The organism is Streptomyces sp. WAC07094 (genome assembly GCF_036320405.1).
Taxonomy (GTDB): Bacteria; Actinomycetota; Actinomycetes; order Streptomycetales; family Streptomycetaceae; genus Streptomyces; species Streptomyces lannensis.
Genome location: NZ_JAVMJZ010000001.1, coordinates 5,556,862 through 5,576,030, shown reverse-complemented (window position 1 = coordinate 5,576,030; position 19,169 = coordinate 5,556,862). Strand labels below are relative to the sequence as shown.

Genomic DNA, 19,169 nt, shown 5'->3' with positions numbered 1-19,169 from the left:
GACCCGGCAGGGCGCTCCGGTCGGGCGGAGCAGGCCCCCCGCCACGACGGCTCGTCCCGGCCCCTAGGGAAACCCCCTGGCCGCCTCAGCCGGGCCGCGGCCCGTTTCCGGGGCCGTCCGACCCCTCCGGGCCCGAGGACCCCACAACCGGCCCGGGGACCCTCCAGGGCGGCCGCCCCGCCTTCCGCATCGCGGACGCGGCTGCTCAGGACGGCGTCGAAAGCCCGGGGCCTCCCGGGACAGCACACCTAGACCTTCGGCTGTGCGCTCGTCGACAGGGTGCCGCACAGGGCCGTCGCACTGCCCGTGGCGTAGGGGTCGGTGCCCGCCGGGCCGCCCGCCTTGGCCGTCTGGCCGGCGAGCAGCGGATGCAGATGGTCAGCGGAGTCGTCGGCGCAGGCGAGCGGGCCTGCCTGGACGTACGAGGCGACCAGCTGGGCCTGGTTCATGCGCAGGTCCTCGCGGTCGAAGCGGAAGGTCAGCTCGCGCCGCACGGTGAACAGTGAGGCCTCGGCCTTGACGTCCGCGCCGGTCGGCTTGAGCGCGTACACCATGGTGTGGTCGGAGGTGACCTCCAGAGTGTCGGAGTCGGCCTCCGTCGCCTGGAGCGTGCCCTGGACACGGATGCTGCGGTCGGCCAGCTGGACCCGGGACGGGTCGAAGCGCACCAGCCAGCCGGTGGGAGCGTGCCGTCCGTCGGCGGCCGGGTGGTTGAAGCTCTGATCGAACTGGTCGAGCTGCTGGGGGTCGAGCAGTACGCGGACCGAGCGCACGGCGCCGCCGGTGAGCACGGCCGGATCCAGCGAGGACTCGACGAGGTAGTCCTTCGCGGTGGTCAGCGCGGCGACGACCTGGCTGTCGGAGAAGTGGGCGGTGCGCCGGGTGGCGGGGAACGTGACGCCCTTGGCGCCGACGCGGAACTCGGCGGCGGGGCTGTGCGTGTAGAGCGCCTCGGGGTCGGTGGAGCCGGGTACGGCGGACTGCGGGGCGAGGGGTATCACCGTCATGCGCAGCGGCTCGACCGGCTGCGTCTCCGGCGCCGGATACGGATGCCGCACTCCCATGTAGATCGCGGTGCCGAAGGCGACGGCTATCAGCAGGACCAGGATGAGCGCCTGCCGCGTCAGCCCCCGGTGCAGCGGGGGGCGCCGGCGCACGGCGGGGGCGTGATCCCCCATGCGTTCGCGCGCCGAGAACTCCTGGAGCCGGGCAGCCCTGACGAACGACTCGTCGAACACGACGGATCGGTACTCGTCCTCACCACCACCGGGAGCGCCCTCGGGTGTCCCCTCCGGTGGGTCTCCAGGCCCGCCCATATCTTCAGAGTAGGTCTCCGGGAGCTCAGGTAAACGCCCTGCTACGCGACAAGTTCTGACAGGTTCTCACCAGACTTTCGAACGGATGTCGAACAAGCCCGTCGCAGCCCTCAGGGCGTTCTGGGCACCGCAGAGAACGCCGGTGGCGAATAGTCCGCGGAAGCCGAGGGTCCCGTGCCGGCACCGGTCTCCCGGCCCTGTTCCAGACCGGTGGTCGCGGGGGGCGGGACCTGCTCCTGGCGGCCCGAGGACGCGCCTCGGTACACCGCCGTGAACGCCAGTGCGACCATCCCTATGCCCATCACGAGGGCCAGCATCCAGGCGACCGGGCGGTGCCAGCGGGCGCCCCTGGCATAGGCGCCCGGTGCGCCGTAACGGCCCTCGAGGATCTCCGGGTCGTCGAGGTCGTCCAGATCGCGGCCGGGACCGAACCCTCCGCCGTCGTCGGGGTCGAACCCGTCCTCGTAGCGGTCGTCGTCACCGCGTGCGCCCCGGGCGTGCGCCCGGCGCGCCTCGGCCTCCTGGGCATCCGCGCGGGCCTGGGCGGCAGCGAGGAGTCTCTCGACCGCCGTCGGCTCGTGGACCACGGCGGCACGTACGAAGGCCTCGTCGAAGACCACGGAGGCGAACTCTTCGTCCATACCTCCGCGGTCGCGGTCGTCGTCGGGCTCCCGGCCGTCACCAGACGGCGTGCCCCCCACGTCCTCCGGCACGGCTCCAGAGTAGACCTGGGGGGTCAATTTGGGCAGACCGTAAGGAAATTCATCCGCCCGGCGAGACGGCTTCAAAGCCGCTTGCCAGGGACAACCGGTCGTGCTTGTCCGAGCGGCCGCTCAGCGGCGGATGTGCCCGTCGCCGGTCACGATGTACTTGGTGCTCGTCAGTTCGGGCAGGCCCATGGGGCCCCTGGCGTGCAGCTTCTGCGTGGAGATGCCGATCTCCGCGCCGAAGCCGAACTGGCCGCCGTCCGTGAAGCGCGTCGAGGCGTTCACGGCGACCGTCGTCGAATCGACCAATTGGGTGAAGCGACGGGCCGCCTGCTGCGAGGTGGTGACGATCGCCTCGGTGTGCCCGGAGCTCCACAGCCGGATGTGCTGCACCGCCCGGTCCAGGGAGTCCACGACCGCGGCGGCGATGTCGTAGGAGAGGTACTCGGTGTCCCAGTCCTCGGGCGTGGCCTCCACCACCGTGGCCTTCGAGCCCTTGGCGCAGGCCATCACGCGCTCGTCGCCATGCACGGTGACCCCGGCCGCGGCGAGGGCGTCCAGGGCCCGCGGCAGGAACTCGGGGGCGATGTCCTGGTGGACGAGGAGCGTCTCGGCGGCGTTGCACACGCTCACGCGGTGGGCCTTGGAGTTGATCAGGATGTCGATCGCCATGTCGATGTCGGCCTGCGCGTCGACGTAGACGTGGCAGTTTCCGGTGCCGGTCTCGATCACGGGGACCGTGGACTCCTCCACCACCGTGCGGATCAGCGAGGCACCGCCGCGCGGGATGAGCACGTCGACCAGGCCGCGGGCCCGCATCAGCTCGCGCACGGACTCCCGGCTCTCGCCGGGCACGAGCTGCACGGCGTCGGCGGGCAGCCCGGAACCGCCCACGGCGTCGCGCAGGACCCGGACGAGGGCGGTGTTCGACTCGTGCGCGGAGGACGAGCCGCGCAGCAGCACGGCGTTCCCGGACTTCAGGCACAGCGCGGCGGCGTCGACCGTCACATTGGGCCGGGCCTCGTAGATGATCCCCACCACGCCGAGCGGGACGCGGACCTGGCGCAGGTCGATGCCGTTGGGCAGGGTGGAGCCGCGGACGACCTCGCCGACCGGATCAGGGAGGGCGGCGACGTCCCGGACGTCGGAGGCGATGGCCCGGATCCGCTCCGGCGTGAGCGTGAGCCGGTCGATGATCGCCTCGCTGGTGCCCGCCTCACGGGCCCGGTCGATGTCCTTGGCGTTCGCCTCGACGATCTCGCTCGCGCGGACCTCCAGCGCGTCCGCGACGGCCAGCAGCGCGTCGTCCTTCTCGACCCGCGGCATCGGCGCGAGGTCGTCGGCGGCGGCCTTGGCACGATAGGCGGCCTGCGCGACCGGGGACATCGAGTCGTACGGCGAGAGCGTGGTCATGGGGGAAGGGTAGTGCTCCGGACGGAACCGTCCACGGCTTGTTCCACTCACCGAGACACGCTCAAAACGGGTGAACTCCGACCGGTGTCGCCGGGGGCGGCCCGTATCCCTCGGCCACCCGCTGGTGATAGGTCTCGCGGTCGACGACCTCGAGGCCGACGATCTCCCAGGGCGGCAGCCCGGCGGTGTGGCGGTGCTCGCCCCACAGCCGCAGCGCCACCGCGGCGGCGTCGTGCAGGTCGCGGGCCTCCTCCCAGTACCGGATCTCCGCGTGATCTCCGGCGTAGCGGCTGGTCAGCAGGAAGGGGTGGTCATGGGCGAGCTGCTCGAGGGCGCGCCGCACCTCCGTCACGGGGGCCCGGTCTCCCGACACACTGAGCGTGACGTGCCACAGCCGGGGGACGTCACCGGGCGCCTCGTACGTGTCCCGTTCCGTGACTTCCGTGACGCCGGTCAGTGCGCGCTCCTCCCCGGGCGTGCGGGCCGCACCGCCGTCACGAGGGACACCGGAGGTGCCGTGACCGCGGAACGCCGCCACCCCAGGGCGCACTCGTCTCACGACGGCCTCCTTACGCAGTGCTCGTGCAGAACATGTCCCCGAGACAAAGTGGAGCAGGCCCCAGGGCTTCATGGGGCGGTTTTACGGAACGTCCCCCACCGGGAACCCGTAAAGAGCGGACCTTTGGGCCGGTTACGGGTGCAGGATGACCAGGTCGTCCCGGTGCACGACCTCGCGTTCGTAGGCGGGGCCCAGTTCGCGCGCCAGTTCCCGGGTCGAGCGGCCGATCAGCCGGGGGATCTCCTTGGCGTCGAAGTTGACGAGCCCCCGCGCCACCGCCACGCCCGCGCTGTCGCGCAGCTCCACGGGGTCGCCCGCGGTGAAGTCGCCCTCGACCGAGGCGATGCCGGCGGGCAGCAGCGACGTGCGGCGCTCGACCACCGCGCGCACGGCGCCGTCGTCGAGCGTGAGCGCGCCCTGCGGGGTGGACGCGTGCTGAAGCCACAGCAGCCGGTCGGCGGAGCGCTTGCCCGTGGGGTGGAAGTAGGTGCCGGTGTCCCGGCCCGCGAGCGCGTCGGCGGCGTGGACGGCGGAGGTGAGCACCACGGGGATGCCCGCCGCCGCCGCGATCCGGGCCGCCTCGATCTTGGTGACCATGCCGCCCGTGCCGACGCCGGCCTTGCCCGCGCTGCCGATCTCCACATGTGCGAGGTCCTCGGGCCCTCGCACCTCCGCTATCCGCGAGGTGCCGGGCCTGCTGGGGTCCCCGTCGTACACACCGTCCACGTCCGACAGCAGGACCAGCAGATCGGCGTGGACCAGGTGGGCGACGAGCGCGGCGAGACGGTCGTTGTCGCCGAAGCGGATCTCGTCCGTGGCGACCGTGTCGTTCTCGTTGACGACCGGGAGCGCGCCCATCGACAGGAGCTTGTCGAGGGTGCGGGCGGCGTTGCGGTGGTGGGCGCGGCGACTGGTGTCGTCGGAGGTGAGCAGCACCTGGCCGACACGGACGCCGTGGCGGGCGCAGGAGGCGGTGTAGCGGGCCACCAGCAGACCCTGGCCGACGCTGGCCGCGGCCTGCTGCCGGGCCAGGTCCCGAGGCCGACGGCGCAGTCCGAGGGGGGCGAGGCCGGCGGCGATCGCACCCGAGGAGACCAGGACGATCTCCTTCTCGCCTCCACTGCGGTGCTTGGCGAGCACGTCGACGAGTGCGTCGACACGATCGGCGTCCAGCCCGCCCGCCGCCGTGGTCAGCGAGGAGGAGCCCACCTTGACGACGATCCGATGAGCCTCTGCCACGGCCTGCCTTGCCCCAGCCACCTGCTGTGCTTCCCCTCGCGCGTCGGTCCGTCCCCCGCCCGGCAATCTACGCGAACGAGCAGAGGTGGCGCGCATCGTTCCAGTACCCGGGCGAGCACAGCGTGATCCCGTGCTCACGTCTCGCACACGGCAAAAAGGTTGCACTGGTTGCCTATAGAAATTAAAGATGATGCAAACATAATTTGAACACCGTGTCACCTAACGTTCACCACGCACGGCGTGTGCTGCTGAGGTCGGGGAAGAGCCCCTACGACGTCGTCCCCGTGGAGGAAGCCCTCCATCGCGATGTCATCGCCACCAACGCTGGCAACCTGATCTTCAGCGACGCCGCCCACAAGATCCTCGAGACCCCGCACACCGAGGTGGTCTCGAACGGAATGCGGGCCGATGCCGCCATGGCGGCCAGGATCAACGAGGAGTACGACGCCTTCGTCGTACCGCTCGCCAATGCGTTCCGGCCCTCCTTCGAGACCGGGCTGCAGCGCCTGACGCGACTCATCGGAAAGCTGCGGATCCCCGTGGTGGTGCTGGGCATAGGTGCGCAGACCGGGCTCAGCTACGACCCGGCGCGGCTGAAGCCGATGGAGCCCACCGTCCGCGAGTTCGTCTCGGCGGTGCTCGACCGCAGCGCGTCCATCGGCGTGCGGGGCGAGTTCACGGAGAAGTACCTGAAGGACATGGGGTTCAGGGACGTCGAGATCATCGGCTGCCCCTCGATGTTCCTTTACGGCAAGGAACTCACCGTGGACAAGCGGGTGCCCGCCCTGACGCCCGAGTCCCGGATCGCCATCAACGGCTCGCACAGCGCCGTGCAGAAGCAGGGGCTCGACCGGGTCATCACCCGGACCCATGCGCGCTATCCGCATCTGCGCTTCGTCGGCCAGAACCTGAGCGACGCACGGCAGTTGCACTGGCGGGACCTGTCGGACGCGAACGGCCGGGTCACCGCGATGCCGACCCACCCGGACCACCCCATGTACCGCGAGGACAAGGTCCGGGTCTACATCGATCCGGTCACCTGGATCGACGACCTGCGCGACTTCGACTTCTCCTTCGGCTCCCGCATCCACGGCAACATCGCCGCCCTGCTGGCGGGCACTCCCGCGACCGTGCTGTGCGCGGACTCGCGGACGCTGGAACTGTGCCGGTACTTCGACATCCCGCACCGCAGAATCGACAACCTGCCCGAGGATCTCGACCCGGCCCGGCTCTACGAGGAGGCCGACTTCAGCGCACTGATCGGCGGTCACCAGGAGCGCTTCGAGCGTTTCACGGCGTTCCTGGACAGCAACGGCCTGGAGAACACCTTCACCCACGGCGACGGCGGTGCCGCCTTCGACGAGCGGATGCGCTCGCTGTCCTTCCCGGCCGGCCTGCGCCCCTGGAACGACAGCGACGTCGCCTCGCTCACCTCGCGGTTCGGCTGGCTGCAGAGCCGCATCGTCGAACTGAGCCAGGACAACGCGAAGTTGAGGCGCGACGTGGCGCGGGCGAACGCGAGCGCCAAGGCAGCCGCGGCGGTGCCGCCGCCGTCGGTCTACCGCCGGGCGCGCCGGGCGGTGGGGCGGCCGCTCCGCAAGGCGTTGCAGTCCGGGGGCAAGTGAGCGGTCCCGTGCGGCCGTTCCACAGCGGTGGCCGGGGGTGCGCCCTTTCGGGCGGGCCCCCGGCAGCGGGTCTCAGGCTGCCCGGCGCACCTTCAGCATCCGCCGGGCAGCCTTGCGCAGCCGCTGGAAGTGGACCGGCGTCGTCAACGGCTTGAAGTCCTCGATCGTGAGCGTCTCGCGGGTCGTCGGCACGAACCATTCGTCCGGGAGGCCCGCGGCGCCGTCACGGAAGTGCGGGTAGCCGACGTAGGCCTTGCCGCCGGCCGGGTCCATGAAGACGGTGGGCGCCTTGTTCGCCTTGACGAACTCCAGCACGTCGGACAGCAGGTCCGCGCGGCCCCGCGCCACCAGGTGCAGCCGCAGCCGCTCGTTGACCTTCATCCGCTCGGCGACGCCCTCGTGCCAGTACGCCTCCATCATCGGCTTGGCGAGCTCCAGCTTGTGGGCGCGCACCTCCTCGTCGTTGTTCAGGAAGACGGGCCCGAACTGCGGCAGGAGGGTGATCAGGAAGGGGCGGACCATCAGGGAGTCGCGGCGCGGGCCCGCGGGCACGAGCTCGGCGATGAGCTTCATGAGGGCACGGGCCGAGTCGAAGCGCAGGGTGTAGCTGCCGGTCTTGGTGACGTGCTTGCCGTCGGTCCGGCCGACCAGGTAGTAGCAGGTGTAGTCGGCGATCACGGAGACGCCGTCCGCGCGCAGATACGCCTCCATCGTGAACAGGGCGTCCTCGCCGGTCCTCAGCGACTCGTCGAAGCGCATCCCGTGCCGTACGAGCAGCTCCCGGCGGAAGAGCTTCTGGGCGCTCAGCGTGAACTTGATCTTCGAGGAGAAGACGTCGGTCCGCGGCAGCGTCCTGCCCCACATCGACTTGGGGGCGTTGCGGTTGACACCCACGACCTTGCCGAGCACGACATCGGTCCGCTGCTCGTCGGCCATGGCGACCATGCGCTCCAGCGCCTCGGCCCCGAGCCGGTCGTCCGCGTCGAGGAAGAACACATACCGTCCGCGGGCCCTTTCCAGACCCACGTTGCGCGGGCCGCTGGGGCCACCGGAGTTCTCCTGGTGGATGACGGTGACCGTCATGGGAGCCTGCTTGGCGAACTCCTCCAGGCGGTCGCCCGTCCCGTCCGTCGAACCGTCGTCGACGGCGATGACCTCGATCCGGGCCGGGTCGAACGTCTGCGCCTGCACCGACTCCAGGCACTCGACCAGGTACGGCATAGCCTCGTACGCCCCGATGATCACAGATACATCAGGCTGCGCAACGGTCACGCTTCCCCCTCGTCACGGGAACTTTCCCCGCATGTCATCAACACTTACCCATAAGAGGGCCGACGGCGGGCGAAGGTTGCCCCCACCCCAATGATTCGTGACACACGTCACATGGCGAACCGACAGAGAACCACGGTAGGCCGTCACGGTAAGAGCAAGGAAAGGGCCCGGGCGCCGAGGAGTGCTCCCTCGGCGCCCGGGCCCTCGGGCCGTGGCGCGTTTCAGCCCTTGACCACGTCGGTCGTCTCATCGGCGGGTGTCGGGCGCTGACCGGGCACCGCGCCCGCCCGCTCGGCGACGGTCCCCCGGCCGGCGGTCTCCAGACGGTGGTTGCGGGCCTCCGCCTTCTGCGCCAGGTCGCTCACGGCGGCGTTGAACTGCTCGATCGACGTCGGCTCGTCCGGGCCCAGCAGATAGCGCCTGAGCTCCCCGCGTTCGGCGGTCAGCGGGTCCGCCGCGGGATCCCGGACGGCCGTCAGCAGCTCGTCCAGTTCGCGCGCGGAGTTCGACAGGATCACGGCCGCGCGCACCGCCGTGTTCTGCCGCTTGAACTCCTCGACGCCGAGCGCCGCGGAGTCGGTGACGGCATACGGCTTGCCGCTCGCGATGAAGTCGGAGACCACGCTGGAGATGTCGGAGACCATCGCGTCGGAGACGTTGAAGCAGTCGTACAGACGCGGCTCGGAGCCAGTGACGACGCGGTGCTGCCAGGAGCCGAAGGAACGCCAGTAGGCGTCGTCCCACTCGGCCCGAAGCCGGGCGATCTCCTCGTGCTTGGCCACGTCGACCAGACCGTCGCGGGTCGCCTCGGCTTCGTCGCCGCTGTCGTCGACCGGACCGCTCAGCTCGGCGAGCCGGGCGGTGATGCGGACCAGCTCGGCCTTGGCCCGGGTCTGGGCCGCGGCGTCCGCGGTGAAGCGCGGGTCGGCGGCACGCTCGGTGGCGGCCTTCTCGACCAGGGCGGTGATCCGCCGGTGCGCGGCGCCCGCCTTGGCGCTGCGGGTCCCGGTGAAGGGGTGGGGCTTGTAGAGGACACGGACCGGCCGGTCGGCGGCGAGCAGCTTCTTCACGATGTTCTCGCCGGCCAGCAGGAGCGAGGTGTTGCCCGGGTTGTCGTCCCAGCCCTCCCAGGTGGGGGCGTACAGGACGGTCGGGATGCGCCCCTCGGGCACGCCCTGCCAGGGCTGGATGGGCGCGAGCTGCGGGCGGCCGACCTCGACGATGTCGTCGTCACGGACGCCGACGTCGGCCAGGGCGTAGCGGTCACGGCCCGCACGGCCGGCCGTCCACACCTCGTCGTAGACCTTGCTGAACGGGTTGACGCTGGCCAGCTTGTCGCTGTCGCCGTGGCCGATGAAGACGTGCTTCATGGTCGGGACGCGCAGCATGTGGATGTTCTTGCCGACGTTCGCCGCGTACAGCGTGACGCGCACCGTGGACAGGTCCAGGTTCATCAGGTGCACCCCTCCGGGCACGCAGATGACGGGGACCGTGGTGGGCTGGAGGTTCTCCAGGATGACGCGCTCGCGGAGGATGATCAGCGGACGGGTCTCCAGCCGCTCCATCGTGTCCAGCCACATGTTGACCTGGTAGGCCGAGTCCTTGGAGCCCGAGAAGTACAGCACCGTCTCCGGGCGGTACTCGCGCAGCCAGCCACTGACCGCCTTGAGTACGGCGTCCGCCTTCGGCGGGATCCTCCGGCCGCGGATGTACGGGACGAGCGCGGTGACGTAGAGGAAGGCCAGCACCAGGGTGACGGCCACGCCCGTGAGGCCGTAGACGACCCGGTCGGTGGCGGCGGTGACCAGCAGACCGACAACGGCGGCGAGGTCGAGGTGGAGCATCTTCTCGGCGGCGCGGTCGAGCAGCAGACGCGGCGGGGCGTCCGGGATGCGGATCCGCGAGACGAGGTCGACGTTGCGGGTGGCGATCGGCATCCTGCGGCGGTTGCGGATCAGGGTGACCAGGGCGCCGTGCGGGGCCTGGAAGCCGTAGAAGGCGAGGAAGCAGCCGATCGCCGCGTAGAAGACCACGTCGCCGGAGAGCGAGAGACGGGCCATGAGCAGGACCAGCAGCAGCTGTCTGATCAGGAACCGTATGGACAGACCGGCCCGCACCTTGCCGAGGCGGTTGATCAGATAGCTGCCGCGCCGATGCAGAAAGTGGTCCGCGAGGTACGTCACTGCGGCCGCGGCCGCGAAGGCACCGACGCTCGGGAGGAGTGCGGCCAGCATCAGCACGGGGAAGCCCAGCATCATGAGGGCCGCCGCGGCCAGCTCGGCCGCACTGCCCACCCGGGCAACGCGTATAGCGGTGGAAATCACGGGGGAACCTGCTCTTGGAGGGAGAGTGCCGGTGGTGGTACGGAGAAAAACTTCGGTAGGTCTTCGAAAAGGAATCGGAAAGTTCCTGCAGCCGGTCTGGATTTTATGGATTCAGGCCCCTGCGTCCGCGCATTCGTCGCGCAATCACAGAGGCCTGAATTCCGGGAACCAAGGAAATTTCGACTATGCCACGCCGTCCTGGCGGTCCAGGACGCCGGCCAGAGCCGCCTCGAATCCGGATGCCCTGCCCGCGTCCGCCGTCGGATCCTGCTGGCGTACGTCGATGACATGGCCGGTCAGTTCGGAGACGAGGACGTCGAGCGAGGTCCGCGCCACCGCCTCGGAGGACAGCAGCGAGCCGTCGGGCTCCTGACCGAAGGCCTTGGTGCGCATCGGGGTGGCGGTGCGCTCCGGGTTGATGCAGTTGACGCGGATGCCGTCGCCGGCCCATTCGTCGGACAGCGCCTGGGTGAGGTTCACCATGGCCGCCTTGGTCGAGGAGTACAGGCTGTACTCGGCGCGGCCGCGGGTGTAGCTGCTGGAGGTGTACAGCAGCAACTGCCCCTGGGTTTCGGCGAGGTACTTGTAGGAGGAGCGGGCGATCTGCACCGGGGCCAGGTAGTTGACCTTCAGCGCTTCCTCGATGGTCGCGTTGTCGGTCTCGGCGAGCTTGCCGATGCGCAGCACGCCGGCGGTGTTGACGACGTAGTCGATGCGTCCGGTCTCGGCGTAGGCCTTGGACAGCGCGTCGTCGACCTCCTCCGGGTTCTCCACGTGCGTTCCGGTGGTGGAGCGGCCGAGCGCGTACACCTTGGCGCCGTAGGACTCGGCCAGCTCGGCGATGTCCTTGCCGATGCCGTACGAGCCGCCGAAGACGACGACGGTCCTGCCGCTGAGGAGTTCCCGGTAGGCCTCCTCGCCGTTCTGCTCGGGCGCGGCGGTGGAGGCGAGCTGGAACAGCTTGTCGGCGATGAACACGTCGACCGGCTGCGTGACCTTCATGTTGTACTCGTCGCCCGCGACCACGTGGATCGGCACGTCCGGCAGATACCTGAGTACGACGGTGCAGTCGTCGGTGGCCTGGAAGTTGGGGTCGCCCGCGGCGATTTCGTAGGCGCGGCGGATCGTGGACAGCTTGAACGCCTGCGGGGTCTGACCGCGGAGCAGCCGGGAGCGGTCCGGGATCTCCGTGATGAATTCGCCGTCCCCGCCGTGCGTGCGGGTCACGATGATGGTGTCCGCCGACGGGATGGCGACGTCGACGGCCTGGTAGCGCTCCAGGGCCGCGACGCAGTCGTCGATCACGCGCCGCGACAGCAGGGGGCGGACGGCGTCGTGGAACAGGACGTTGCGGTCCTCGCCCTCCGCCAGCCCCTCACCGAGCGCGGCGATGGCGCGCTCGGTGGTCTCGTTCCGCGTGGAGCCGCCCTCGATGATCTGCGTCACCTTGGTGAAGCCCGCCTTGGCGACGATCTTCTCGAGATCCGGCACATAGCCCGGCGCCATCAGCACGATGACGTCGTCGATGGAGTCGGCCTTCTCGAAGGTGGTCAGCGTGTGCTCGATCACCGCCTTGCCGGCGATCTTCAGCAGCTGCTTCGGAATCGACAGACCCACGCGCTGACCGGTGCCACCAGCCAGGATCACTGCGGTGGTACGGGGCTTGGCTATGCGCTCAGACACAAGTGACCTACCTAGGGCTTCAGGGAACCTTCGGATGGTCCCACTTTCAGTAAGCGAAGTGCAAGGTGAGCGCCCTCTGCTGCATATGTAGGCGCAACCTGCTATTCACCTTCTACCCTCGTCGATCTCCGAAGAGCCTGCCCGGATTGTCCAGATTTGCTGTGAGTAACTCCACACGTTTCTCACGCGTTTTCGTTGCACTTTCCCCTGCGACGTCTTCCGGCCACGAAGACCGGGCGCACGGTGCACTCACCGTCGGCGCATCCCCCGTAGCGCTCGGTGGCCGAGCACCCTGAGCAACTCGCGGGACGAGGTCCGGTGCACGGACCGCACCGTGCCCGCGCCCGGGAGCGCCGCGGTCGCGGCCAGCGCCCCGTACAGGGCCTGCGCCGCCACTTCGGGCGCGATCCCCGGCGCGGGCGGCCCCGGTTGCCCGTGCGCGCCTGACGGGGCCTCGGCCAGCAGCGACAGATCTCCGACGACCCGCACCCCGAGGGCCCCGATCCGCGCGCCGGCCTCCGCACCCACTGCGGCGGCCTCCTCAAGCGCCCACCGGGGTGTGTGGATCCGGTGGTCGTCCGGCCCCGGTGCGCAGCTGCTCTTCATCCGCAGGACGGCGCCGTTGCGCACGAGTGCGGAATACAGCTCGTCCGGCAGCCCATGACCGCGGAACTCGATATTCAAACGACGCAGCATTTCGGTCTCGGCCGATGTGAGAGACCGGTTCGCCGCCTCCGGCACCTCTTTCAGAAGGCCGGCGGGAAGGGCCAGGAGGGACTCGAAGGTACGCAGGAGGCCGCCGCGGTCGCGGTCGTCGACCACGACGACGGTGACCCGCTCCGGGCCGACGACCCCGGCCCAGCGCTCGACGAGCCGGTCGTGGCGGTGACGCCGCCAGAAGCTGGGCGTGGGCTTCTCGTACGGCGGCTTGCGCAGCATGTGGTCGAGCCAGTCCTCGTACCCCATGCGCAGCCCGTTCTGCACATACTGCTGCCACTGCGACGGCAGGATCTTCGCCGGCGGGCGCAGCGTGACCAGGACGTGCGGCCTCCCCGGGGTCCCCGGCTCGGCTCCCCCCGCCAAGGCCCCGGGACCGCCCAGCTCGCGGACGATCCGGGCGATCGTTTCGTCGCCCTCGGCGTCGGCGAAGAACTCGCTGCTGACGACGGAGGTACGTGTCCCCGTCGCCTGCACCTGCTCCACGAGCCGCCGCCAGTGGCCCTCGGTGGGCACGGTGTCGCCCATCATCGCGGGCCGGGCACACGCGGCGAGCGCCGCTTCCATGGGGTGCCGGGTGTGGGCGGGGAAGTCCACACCGTGGGCGGCCATCGCGTCCCTGGCCGCGAAGAGCGCCGCCTGCACGGACGTGGTCCCGGTCTTGTGCGGGCCGATGTGCAGCAGTCGGGTGCCGGCCGGAAGCGGCGGCGGGTTCTGGGTCGTACAGTCCGTCTCCATGGTCAACGGAAGGTAAGAGACGCTTCTGAAGCAGGTGTGAGAGGTGCCTGGGACATGGATGAGTCCCGGGCTCCCCCTGCCTCGCTCCGCCGGTCCGGGACGCGGGCCACCCGGCCGCGCCCCACGGACCCCGCCTCACCCTTGCCGCACACCCGGGACGCGAGCCACCGGGCCCCGCGCCTCACACCAACCGCACACCCGGCCTGCCCGCCTCGACCCGCAGCCGGGCGAAGGTCATGGAGGCGGCCTCCGGGCGCAGTACCGTCTCCGGGACCCTGACCTGGGCGTCGATGCCGTCGGCGCGGATGTCGAAGAGGTGGTAGCCGCGATGGGCGTCGATCAGCTTCCAGTGCGGGTTGTCCGCCTTGCGCGGGTCCCAGTCGCGGTGGAAGGCCGCCAGGTCCTGGTCGCCGCCGCTGGAGACGGAGGTGCCGACGAACTCGGCGCCGACCACGGCGGAGCGCGGGTCGGCGAAGTCCCGCTTGAGGTCGCTCACCATCGTCAGATGACGGTCGCCGGAGAGCACGACCGGGTTGCGGACCTTCGTGAACTCCTTCATGAAGGCGTTGCGTTCGGCCTGGTAGCCGTCCCAGGCGTCGTAGTACCAGAGCTTGCCCGGGCCCACCTGGAGGTCGGTCTCGGCCATCATGATCTGCGAGGCGATCAGGTTCCATCGGCCCGGCGAGCGGTGCAGTCCGTCCAGCAGCCACTGCTTCTGCCGGGCGCCGAGCATGGTCGCCGAGGCGCTGTCGGCGCCCGACTGGGTTGTCGCCTGGTCGCTGCGGAACTGCCGGGTGTCCAGCACGTTCAGCCGGGCAAGGCGCCCGAAGTCCAGCCGCCGGTACATCTGGATGTGCGGTCCCTTCGGGATCGCGCTCGCACGCACCGGCATGTGCTCGTAGTACGCCTGGTAGGCGGCGGTCAGCCGGGCCACGAACGCGGCGTGGGACTGCTTGGCGGGGTCCTGCGGAACCTGGCCCGCGTAGTCGTTGTCGACCTCGTGGTCGTCGAAGGTGACCACCCAGGGCGCGGCGGCGTGCATCGCGGCCAGATGCGGATCGGTGCGGTACTGGGCGTAGCGGTTGCGGTACTGGACGAGTGTGTACGGCTCGTCGCTGCCCTCGTGGCGGCGCACGGCGCCGGCGGCGGGCAGGGACTCGTAGATGTAGTCGCCGACGAACAGCACGACGTCCGGGTCCTGGGCGCGCATGTCCGCGTACGGGGTGAAGTAACCCTGCTGCCAGTTCTGGCAGGAGGCCAGCGCGACACGCAGACGCCCTCCTGAGCCCTGCGGATCGGGAGCCGTACGGGTGCGCCCGACGGGCGACAGCTGGCCGCCGGTGCGGAAGCGGTACCAGTAGGCGCGGCCCGGGCGCAGCCCGCGCACGTCGGCATGGACGCTGTGCCCGAGCGCCGGCAGCGCCCTGGTGGCACCGCGCCGCACCGTCCGCCGGAACCGCTCGTCCTCGGCGACCTCCCACTCCACGGTCACCGGGCGGTCGGGCATGCCGCCGCCGTGCAGCGGATCGGGGGCGAGCCGGGTCCACAGCACGATGCCGTCCGGGAGCGGATCGCCGGAGGCCACTCCGAGTCTGAACACATGGTCGGGCAGGGGCGGTTCGATGGCCCGCGCCACATGCGGCAGCCCCAGCTGGGCGGCGGCCGTGGCCCCGAGCACCGCGGCACCCGTGGTGAGAAAGCGGCGTCGATCGCTGGAGACTGCTCGTTCCATCCCCGAACTCCTTGCGTCGCGAGTCTCTTCGACATGGCGATGCTCACACACCGTGGCAACCCGGCCACTGAACGGAGTGGGGCGCGGGCATGACAAATGCGTGACCAGAAGCGAGGGGGGACGGAGGCCACCCCGTGCGTGGGCGTGCGGCCGGCCGGCCGATGACGGGTGACGTGTGCGAGCAGACGCCCGGGGACGGTCGTCCCGTCCCCGGGCGTCGGGCACTACGACGTCGCTACATCGCTACGACATCGCTGTGGATCGCTCAGAACGGTTCGAAGTCGTCGAAGTCCCGCTGGGCTTCGTCCCGTTCGACCTGATTCTCCCGGCGGCGCTGAGCGGCGGGACGCAGCGCCTCGAGCCGGTGGTCCTCGCCGCGCCGGCCGAGCATCTCCGCGCCCGCCGTCACCGAGGGCTCCCAGTCGAAGACGACCGCGTTGTCCTCGGGCCCGATGGCGACGCCGTCGCCGGACCTCGCGCCCGCCTTCATCAGCTTGTCCTCGACACCGAGGCGGTTGAGCCGGTCGGCGAGGTAGCCGACGGCCTCGTCGTTGTTGAAGTCGGTCTGGCGCACCCAGCGCTCGGGCTTCTCGCCACGCACGCGGAACAGACCGTCCTCCTCGCGCGTCACCGTGAAGCCCGCTTCGTCGACGGCCTTCGGCCGGATGACGATCCGGGTCGCCTCCTCCTTCGGCTTGGCGGCACGCGCCCTCGCGACCAGGTCGCCGAGGGCGTACGAGATCTCCTTCAGCCCGAGGTGCGCCACCGCCGACACCTCGAAGACGCGGTATCCGCGGGCCTCCAGGTCGGGCCGCACCATATCGGCCAGATCCTTGCCGTCCGGTACGTCGATCTTGTTCAGGACGACGATCCGCGGACGGTTGCCGAGGCCGCCGTACTGCTTCAGCTCCTCTTCGATGACGTCGAGGTCGGAGACGGGGTCGCGGTCGGACTCCAGCGTGGCCGTGTCCAGTACGTGCACGAGCACACTGCACCGCTCGACGTGCCGCAGGAACTCGAGGCCGAGGCCCTTGCCCTGGCTGGCGCCCGGGATCAGTCCCGGCACGTCGGCGATGGTGTACACGGTCGAGCCCGCGGTGACCACGCCCAGGTTCGGGACGAGGGTGGTGAACGGGTAGTCGGCGATCTTCGGCTTGGCCGCGGAGAGCACGGAGATCAGCGAGGACTTGCCCGCGCTCGGGTAGCCGACGAGGGCCACGTCCGCGACCGTCTTCAGCTCGAGGACGACGTCCTGCAGGTCGCCGGGTTCGCCGAGCAGCGCGAAGCCGGGCGCCTTGCGGCGGGCCGAGGCCAGCGCCGCGTTGCCGAGGCCGCCGCGGCCGCCCTGGGCGGCGATGTACGACGTCCCGTGCCCGACCAGGTCGGCGAGCACGTTGCCCGCCTTGTCGAGCACGACCGTGCCGTCCGGCACCGGCAGGACCAGGTCCTGGCCCTCCTTGCCGGCCCGGAAGCCGCCCTCGCCCGGCTTGCCGTTGGTGGCCTTGCGGTGCGGGGAGTGGTGGTAGTCGAGAAGCGTGGTGACCGACTGGTCGACGGTGAGGATCACGTCGCCGCCGCGGCCGCCGTTGCCGCCGTCGGGGCCGCCCAGCGGTTTGAACTTCTCGCGGTGCACGGAGGCGCAGCCGTGGCCTCCGTTACCCGCGGCGACGTGGAGTTCGACGCGGTCCACGAAGGTGGTCATGGTGCAGTGCCTCCAGAAAATTCGGATATGTCTTGAGTCAACACGCGAAAGGCGGACCCGCCTTCCCGACCGGGAAGTGAGGTCCGCCTCGCGAAAAGTTCGGTCGAAAAGCCTTGAATCAGATGATTCAGGCGACCGAAACGATGTTCACGACCTTGCGGCCACGGTGGGTACCGAACTCCACCGCACCGGCCTGCAGCGCGAACAGCGTGTCGTCGCTGCCACGGCCGACGCCGGAGCCCGGGTGGAAGTGCGTGCCGCGCTGGCGGACCAGGATCTCACCCGCGTTGACGACCTGACCGCCGAAGCGCTTCACGCCGAGCCGCTGGGCGTTGGAGTCGCGACCGTTCCGGGTGGACGATGCGCCCTTCTTGTGTGCCATTTCTCCTCAGTCCCTTACTTCGCAGCCGTGGGGATCTCAGTGACCTTGATCGCCGTGTACTGCTGGCGGTGGCCCTGGCGACGGCGGTAGCCGGTCTTGTTCTTGTAGCGCAGAATGTCGATCTTCTGGCCCTTGTGGTGGTCCACGACCTCGGCCTGGACCTTGATGCCGGCCAGCACCCACGGGTCGCTGGTCACAGCGTCGCCGTCGACAACGAGCAGGGTCGAGAGCTCGACCGCGTCGCCAACCTTGGCAGTGGAAATCTTGTCAACCTCAACGATGTCGCCGACAGCAACCTTGTGCTGGCGACCACCGCTGCGCACGATGGCGTACACGCGGATCTCACTCTCTCGCTCGGGAACGGCACCCCCGCAGTCCAGCCGCCCGGCAGAACGGACGGCCTCTTCCGGTCACGGCCCGTGCCCGGAAGGAAGAGGTTTACGGGGATGTGGCGGGTCTGTGGACACGCCGACGGTCAAGGTTACGGGGCCCGGCTTGAGGGGTCAAACCGGGCCCCGCGGGACCTTCGGCCGCCTTGCGTCAGACGGCGTCCCCCGTATCCACCACCAGCGTGTAATCGGGAACGGCCTCGGTGCCCTCGACCGACCGCTCGGCGTCGTCGGGCACAGGCGCGCTCAGCGGAATCAGGCCGCTCAGGCACGAGGCGCACCAGAATGCCGCTGTTCCACTCTCCGCTCCCGGCGAAGGGACGACGAACACCAGTCGCAGCGCCCGTGCGAGGCAGTGGGGACACGGGCGTGAACCGATGGACCGAGGGCTTTGGCAGGCCCTCTGGTATTCATCCAGCCACACCGAGAACTCACTCACTCGAAAGCCTCCCCGACGTTGTCCCACCAGTCGTTCTCGAACTCCGTGCACTGCCATGCGCGACAAACTTCTCGAACCGGCCGCGCGGCAGGAGGACGGAAGACGGACACTCCGGCCGGCGGAGACCGTGAATCGGCTCCTGCCGGCCACAGGTGGCCGCAGCGCCCGTATGCTCGCCGGGCGAAGGTAGACACCGGAAGGCAGAGAAGTGAACTACAGGGTTCAGCCCAGCGCCCAGGTCGACGAGTCCGCCGACATCGGCGCCGGAAGCAGTGTGTGGGACCTCGCACAGATCCGTGAGGGCGCCCGCCTCGGCGAAGGCTGTGTGATCGGCCGCGGTGCGTACGTCGGCACGGGCGTGCGCATGGGCGACAACTGCAAGCTGCAGAACTACGCGCTCGTCTACGAGCCGGCCGAACTCGGCGACGGTGTCTTCATCGGCCCCGCCGTGGTCCTCACCAACGACCACAACCCCCGCTCCGTGGACCCCGAGGGCAGGCAGAAGCGCGGCGGCGACTGGGAGGCCGTCGGTGTGAAGATCGCCGACGGTGCCTCGATCGGAGCGCGCTCCGTGTGCGTCGCGCCCATCAGCATCGGCCGCTGGGCGATGGTCGCCGCGGGCGCCGTCGTCACCAAGGACGTGCCGGACTTCGCCCTGGTCGTCGGCGTTCCCGCGCGACAGGTCGGCTGGGTCGGCAGGGCGGGCGTCAAGCTGGTCGAGCGGGCCGGAGAGGCCGGCGTCTGGGAGTGCCCGGAGACCGGCAGCATCTACGAGGAGAAGGACGGCTCGCTGACGGAGCGCGACGCCTGACCTCTGGAGCCGGAAGGATTCGGGTCGCTCCACGGAAACCCCCGCCGTGATGCCGGCCGCAGCTCCGCCCTGAAGAGGATCGGACGCGGCCAGCACCCACCCTCGGCTAAGACCTCGGATT

Annotated in this window: 15 protein-coding genes; 2 read left to right on the top strand and 13 right to left on the bottom strand. The window is 70.0% G+C overall.

Going from position 1 to position 19,169, the window contains the following annotated elements; all coding sequences use genetic code 11:
- Positions 1-248 precede the first annotated feature (248 nt).
- The 5 genes from RCR19_RS24620 to proB all read right to left on the bottom strand — a co-directional run bounded on the left by RCR19_RS24620 (position 249) and on the right by proB (position 5,234).
- Positions 249-1,316, bottom strand: coding sequence for a hypothetical protein (locus tag RCR19_RS24620; RefSeq protein ID WP_331267097.1), 1,068 nt, complete (start codon positions 1,314-1,316; stop codon positions 249-251).
- Positions 1,317-1,426: 110 nt separating this feature from the next.
- Positions 1,427-2,056, bottom strand: a complete 630-nt coding sequence (locus tag RCR19_RS24615; protein ID WP_331267096.1) for a hypothetical protein — start codon at positions 2,054-2,056, stop codon at positions 1,427-1,429.
- 93 nt (positions 2,057-2,149) lie between these two features.
- Positions 2,150-3,436 (bottom strand): glutamate-5-semialdehyde dehydrogenase, encoded by a 1,287-nt coding sequence (locus RCR19_RS24610; RefSeq protein ID WP_331267095.1) that lies wholly within the window; start codon positions 3,434-3,436, stop codon positions 2,150-2,152.
- A gap of 61 nt (positions 3,437-3,497) precedes the next feature.
- On the bottom strand, positions 3,498-3,995 hold the full coding sequence (locus tag RCR19_RS24605) for a hypothetical protein (RefSeq protein ID WP_331267094.1): 498 nt from the start codon (positions 3,993-3,995) through the stop codon (positions 3,498-3,500).
- Between the two features lie 132 nt (positions 3,996-4,127).
- Complete coding sequence (gene proB / locus RCR19_RS24600) at positions 4,128-5,234, bottom strand: glutamate 5-kinase (RefSeq protein ID WP_059131559.1); 1,107 nt, start codon at positions 5,232-5,234, stop codon at positions 4,128-4,130.
- Positions 5,235-5,446: 212 nt separating this feature from the next.
- Here proB and RCR19_RS24595 point away from each other — a divergent pair, with 212 nt between their 5' ends.
- Positions 5,447-6,859 (top strand): polysaccharide pyruvyl transferase family protein, encoded by a 1,413-nt coding sequence (locus tag RCR19_RS24595; protein ID WP_331267093.1) that lies wholly within the window; start codon positions 5,447-5,449, stop codon positions 6,857-6,859.
- Positions 6,860-6,931: 72 nt separating this feature from the next.
- On the opposite strand, the gene RCR19_RS24590 is transcribed toward RCR19_RS24595, so the two are convergent.
- From RCR19_RS24590 to rplU, 8 genes are all read right to left on the bottom strand, one after another.
- The gene (locus tag RCR19_RS24590) at positions 6,932-8,131 is read right to left on the bottom strand and encodes a glycosyltransferase (RefSeq protein ID WP_331267092.1); all 1,200 of its coding nucleotides are present in this window, start codon (positions 8,129-8,131) and stop codon (positions 6,932-6,934) included.
- A gap of 221 nt (positions 8,132-8,352) precedes the next feature.
- Positions 8,353-10,425, bottom strand: a complete 2,073-nt coding sequence (locus tag RCR19_RS24585) for a hypothetical protein (protein WP_331269545.1) — start codon at positions 10,423-10,425, stop codon at positions 8,353-8,355.
- 213 nt (positions 10,426-10,638) lie between these two features.
- Positions 10,639-12,138: a bifunctional cytidylyltransferase/SDR family oxidoreductase gene (locus RCR19_RS24580; RefSeq protein ID WP_331267091.1), complete on the bottom strand. Its 1,500-nt coding sequence runs from the start codon at positions 12,136-12,138 to the stop codon at positions 10,639-10,641.
- A gap of 249 nt (positions 12,139-12,387) precedes the next feature.
- Positions 12,388-13,593: a hypothetical protein gene (locus RCR19_RS24575; RefSeq protein WP_331267090.1), complete on the bottom strand. Its 1,206-nt coding sequence runs from the start codon at positions 13,591-13,593 to the stop codon at positions 12,388-12,390.
- A gap of 181 nt (positions 13,594-13,774) precedes the next feature.
- Positions 13,775-15,325 (bottom strand): alkaline phosphatase D family protein, encoded by a 1,551-nt coding sequence (locus RCR19_RS24570; protein ID WP_331267089.1) that lies wholly within the window; start codon positions 15,323-15,325, stop codon positions 13,775-13,777.
- A 265-nt stretch (positions 15,326-15,590) separates the two neighbouring features.
- On the bottom strand, positions 15,591-17,027 hold the full coding sequence (gene obgE / locus RCR19_RS24565; protein WP_331267088.1) for a GTPase ObgE: 1,437 nt from the start codon (positions 17,025-17,027) through the stop codon (positions 15,591-15,593).
- A gap of 127 nt (positions 17,028-17,154) precedes the next feature.
- Positions 17,155-17,409 carry a 50S ribosomal protein L27 gene (rpmA, locus tag RCR19_RS24560; RefSeq protein ID WP_059131565.1) on the bottom strand — a complete coding sequence of 85 codons (255 nt, stop codon included), beginning with the start codon at positions 17,407-17,409 and terminating at the stop codon, positions 17,155-17,157.
- A gap of 14 nt (positions 17,410-17,423) precedes the next feature.
- The gene (gene rplU, locus RCR19_RS24555) at positions 17,424-17,744 is read right to left on the bottom strand and encodes a 50S ribosomal protein L21 (protein WP_059131566.1); all 321 of its coding nucleotides are present in this window, start codon (positions 17,742-17,744) and stop codon (positions 17,424-17,426) included.
- Between the two features lie 701 nt (positions 17,745-18,445).
- Here rplU and RCR19_RS24550 point away from each other — a divergent pair.
- On the top strand, positions 18,446-19,048 hold the full coding sequence (locus tag RCR19_RS24550; RefSeq protein WP_331267087.1) for an acyltransferase: 603 nt from the start codon (positions 18,446-18,448) through the stop codon (positions 19,046-19,048).
- Positions 19,049-19,169 lie beyond the last annotated feature (121 nt).

Excerpts from the sequence above, each read along its gene's own strand:
- rpmA (WP_059131565.1), bottom strand. The coding sequence starts at position 17,409 with ATGGCACACAAGAAGGGCGCATCGTCCACCCGGAACGGTCGCGACTCC.
- RCR19_RS24620 (WP_331267097.1), bottom strand. The coding sequence starts at position 1,316 with ATGGGCGGGCCTGGAGACCCACCGGAGGGGACACCCGAGGGCGCTCCC.
- RCR19_RS24575 (WP_331267090.1), bottom strand. The coding sequence starts at position 13,593 with ATGGAGACGGACTGTACGACCCAGAACCCGCCGCCGCTTCCGGCCGGC.
- RCR19_RS24610 (WP_331267095.1), bottom strand. The coding sequence starts at position 3,436 with ATGACCACGCTCTCGCCGTACGACTCGATGTCCCCGGTCGCGCAGGCC.
- RCR19_RS24570 (WP_331267089.1), bottom strand. The coding sequence starts at position 15,325 with ATGGAACGAGCAGTCTCCAGCGATCGACGCCGCTTTCTCACCACGGGT.
- obgE (WP_331267088.1), bottom strand. The coding sequence starts at position 17,027 with ATGACCACCTTCGTGGACCGCGTCGAACTCCACGTCGCCGCGGGTAAC.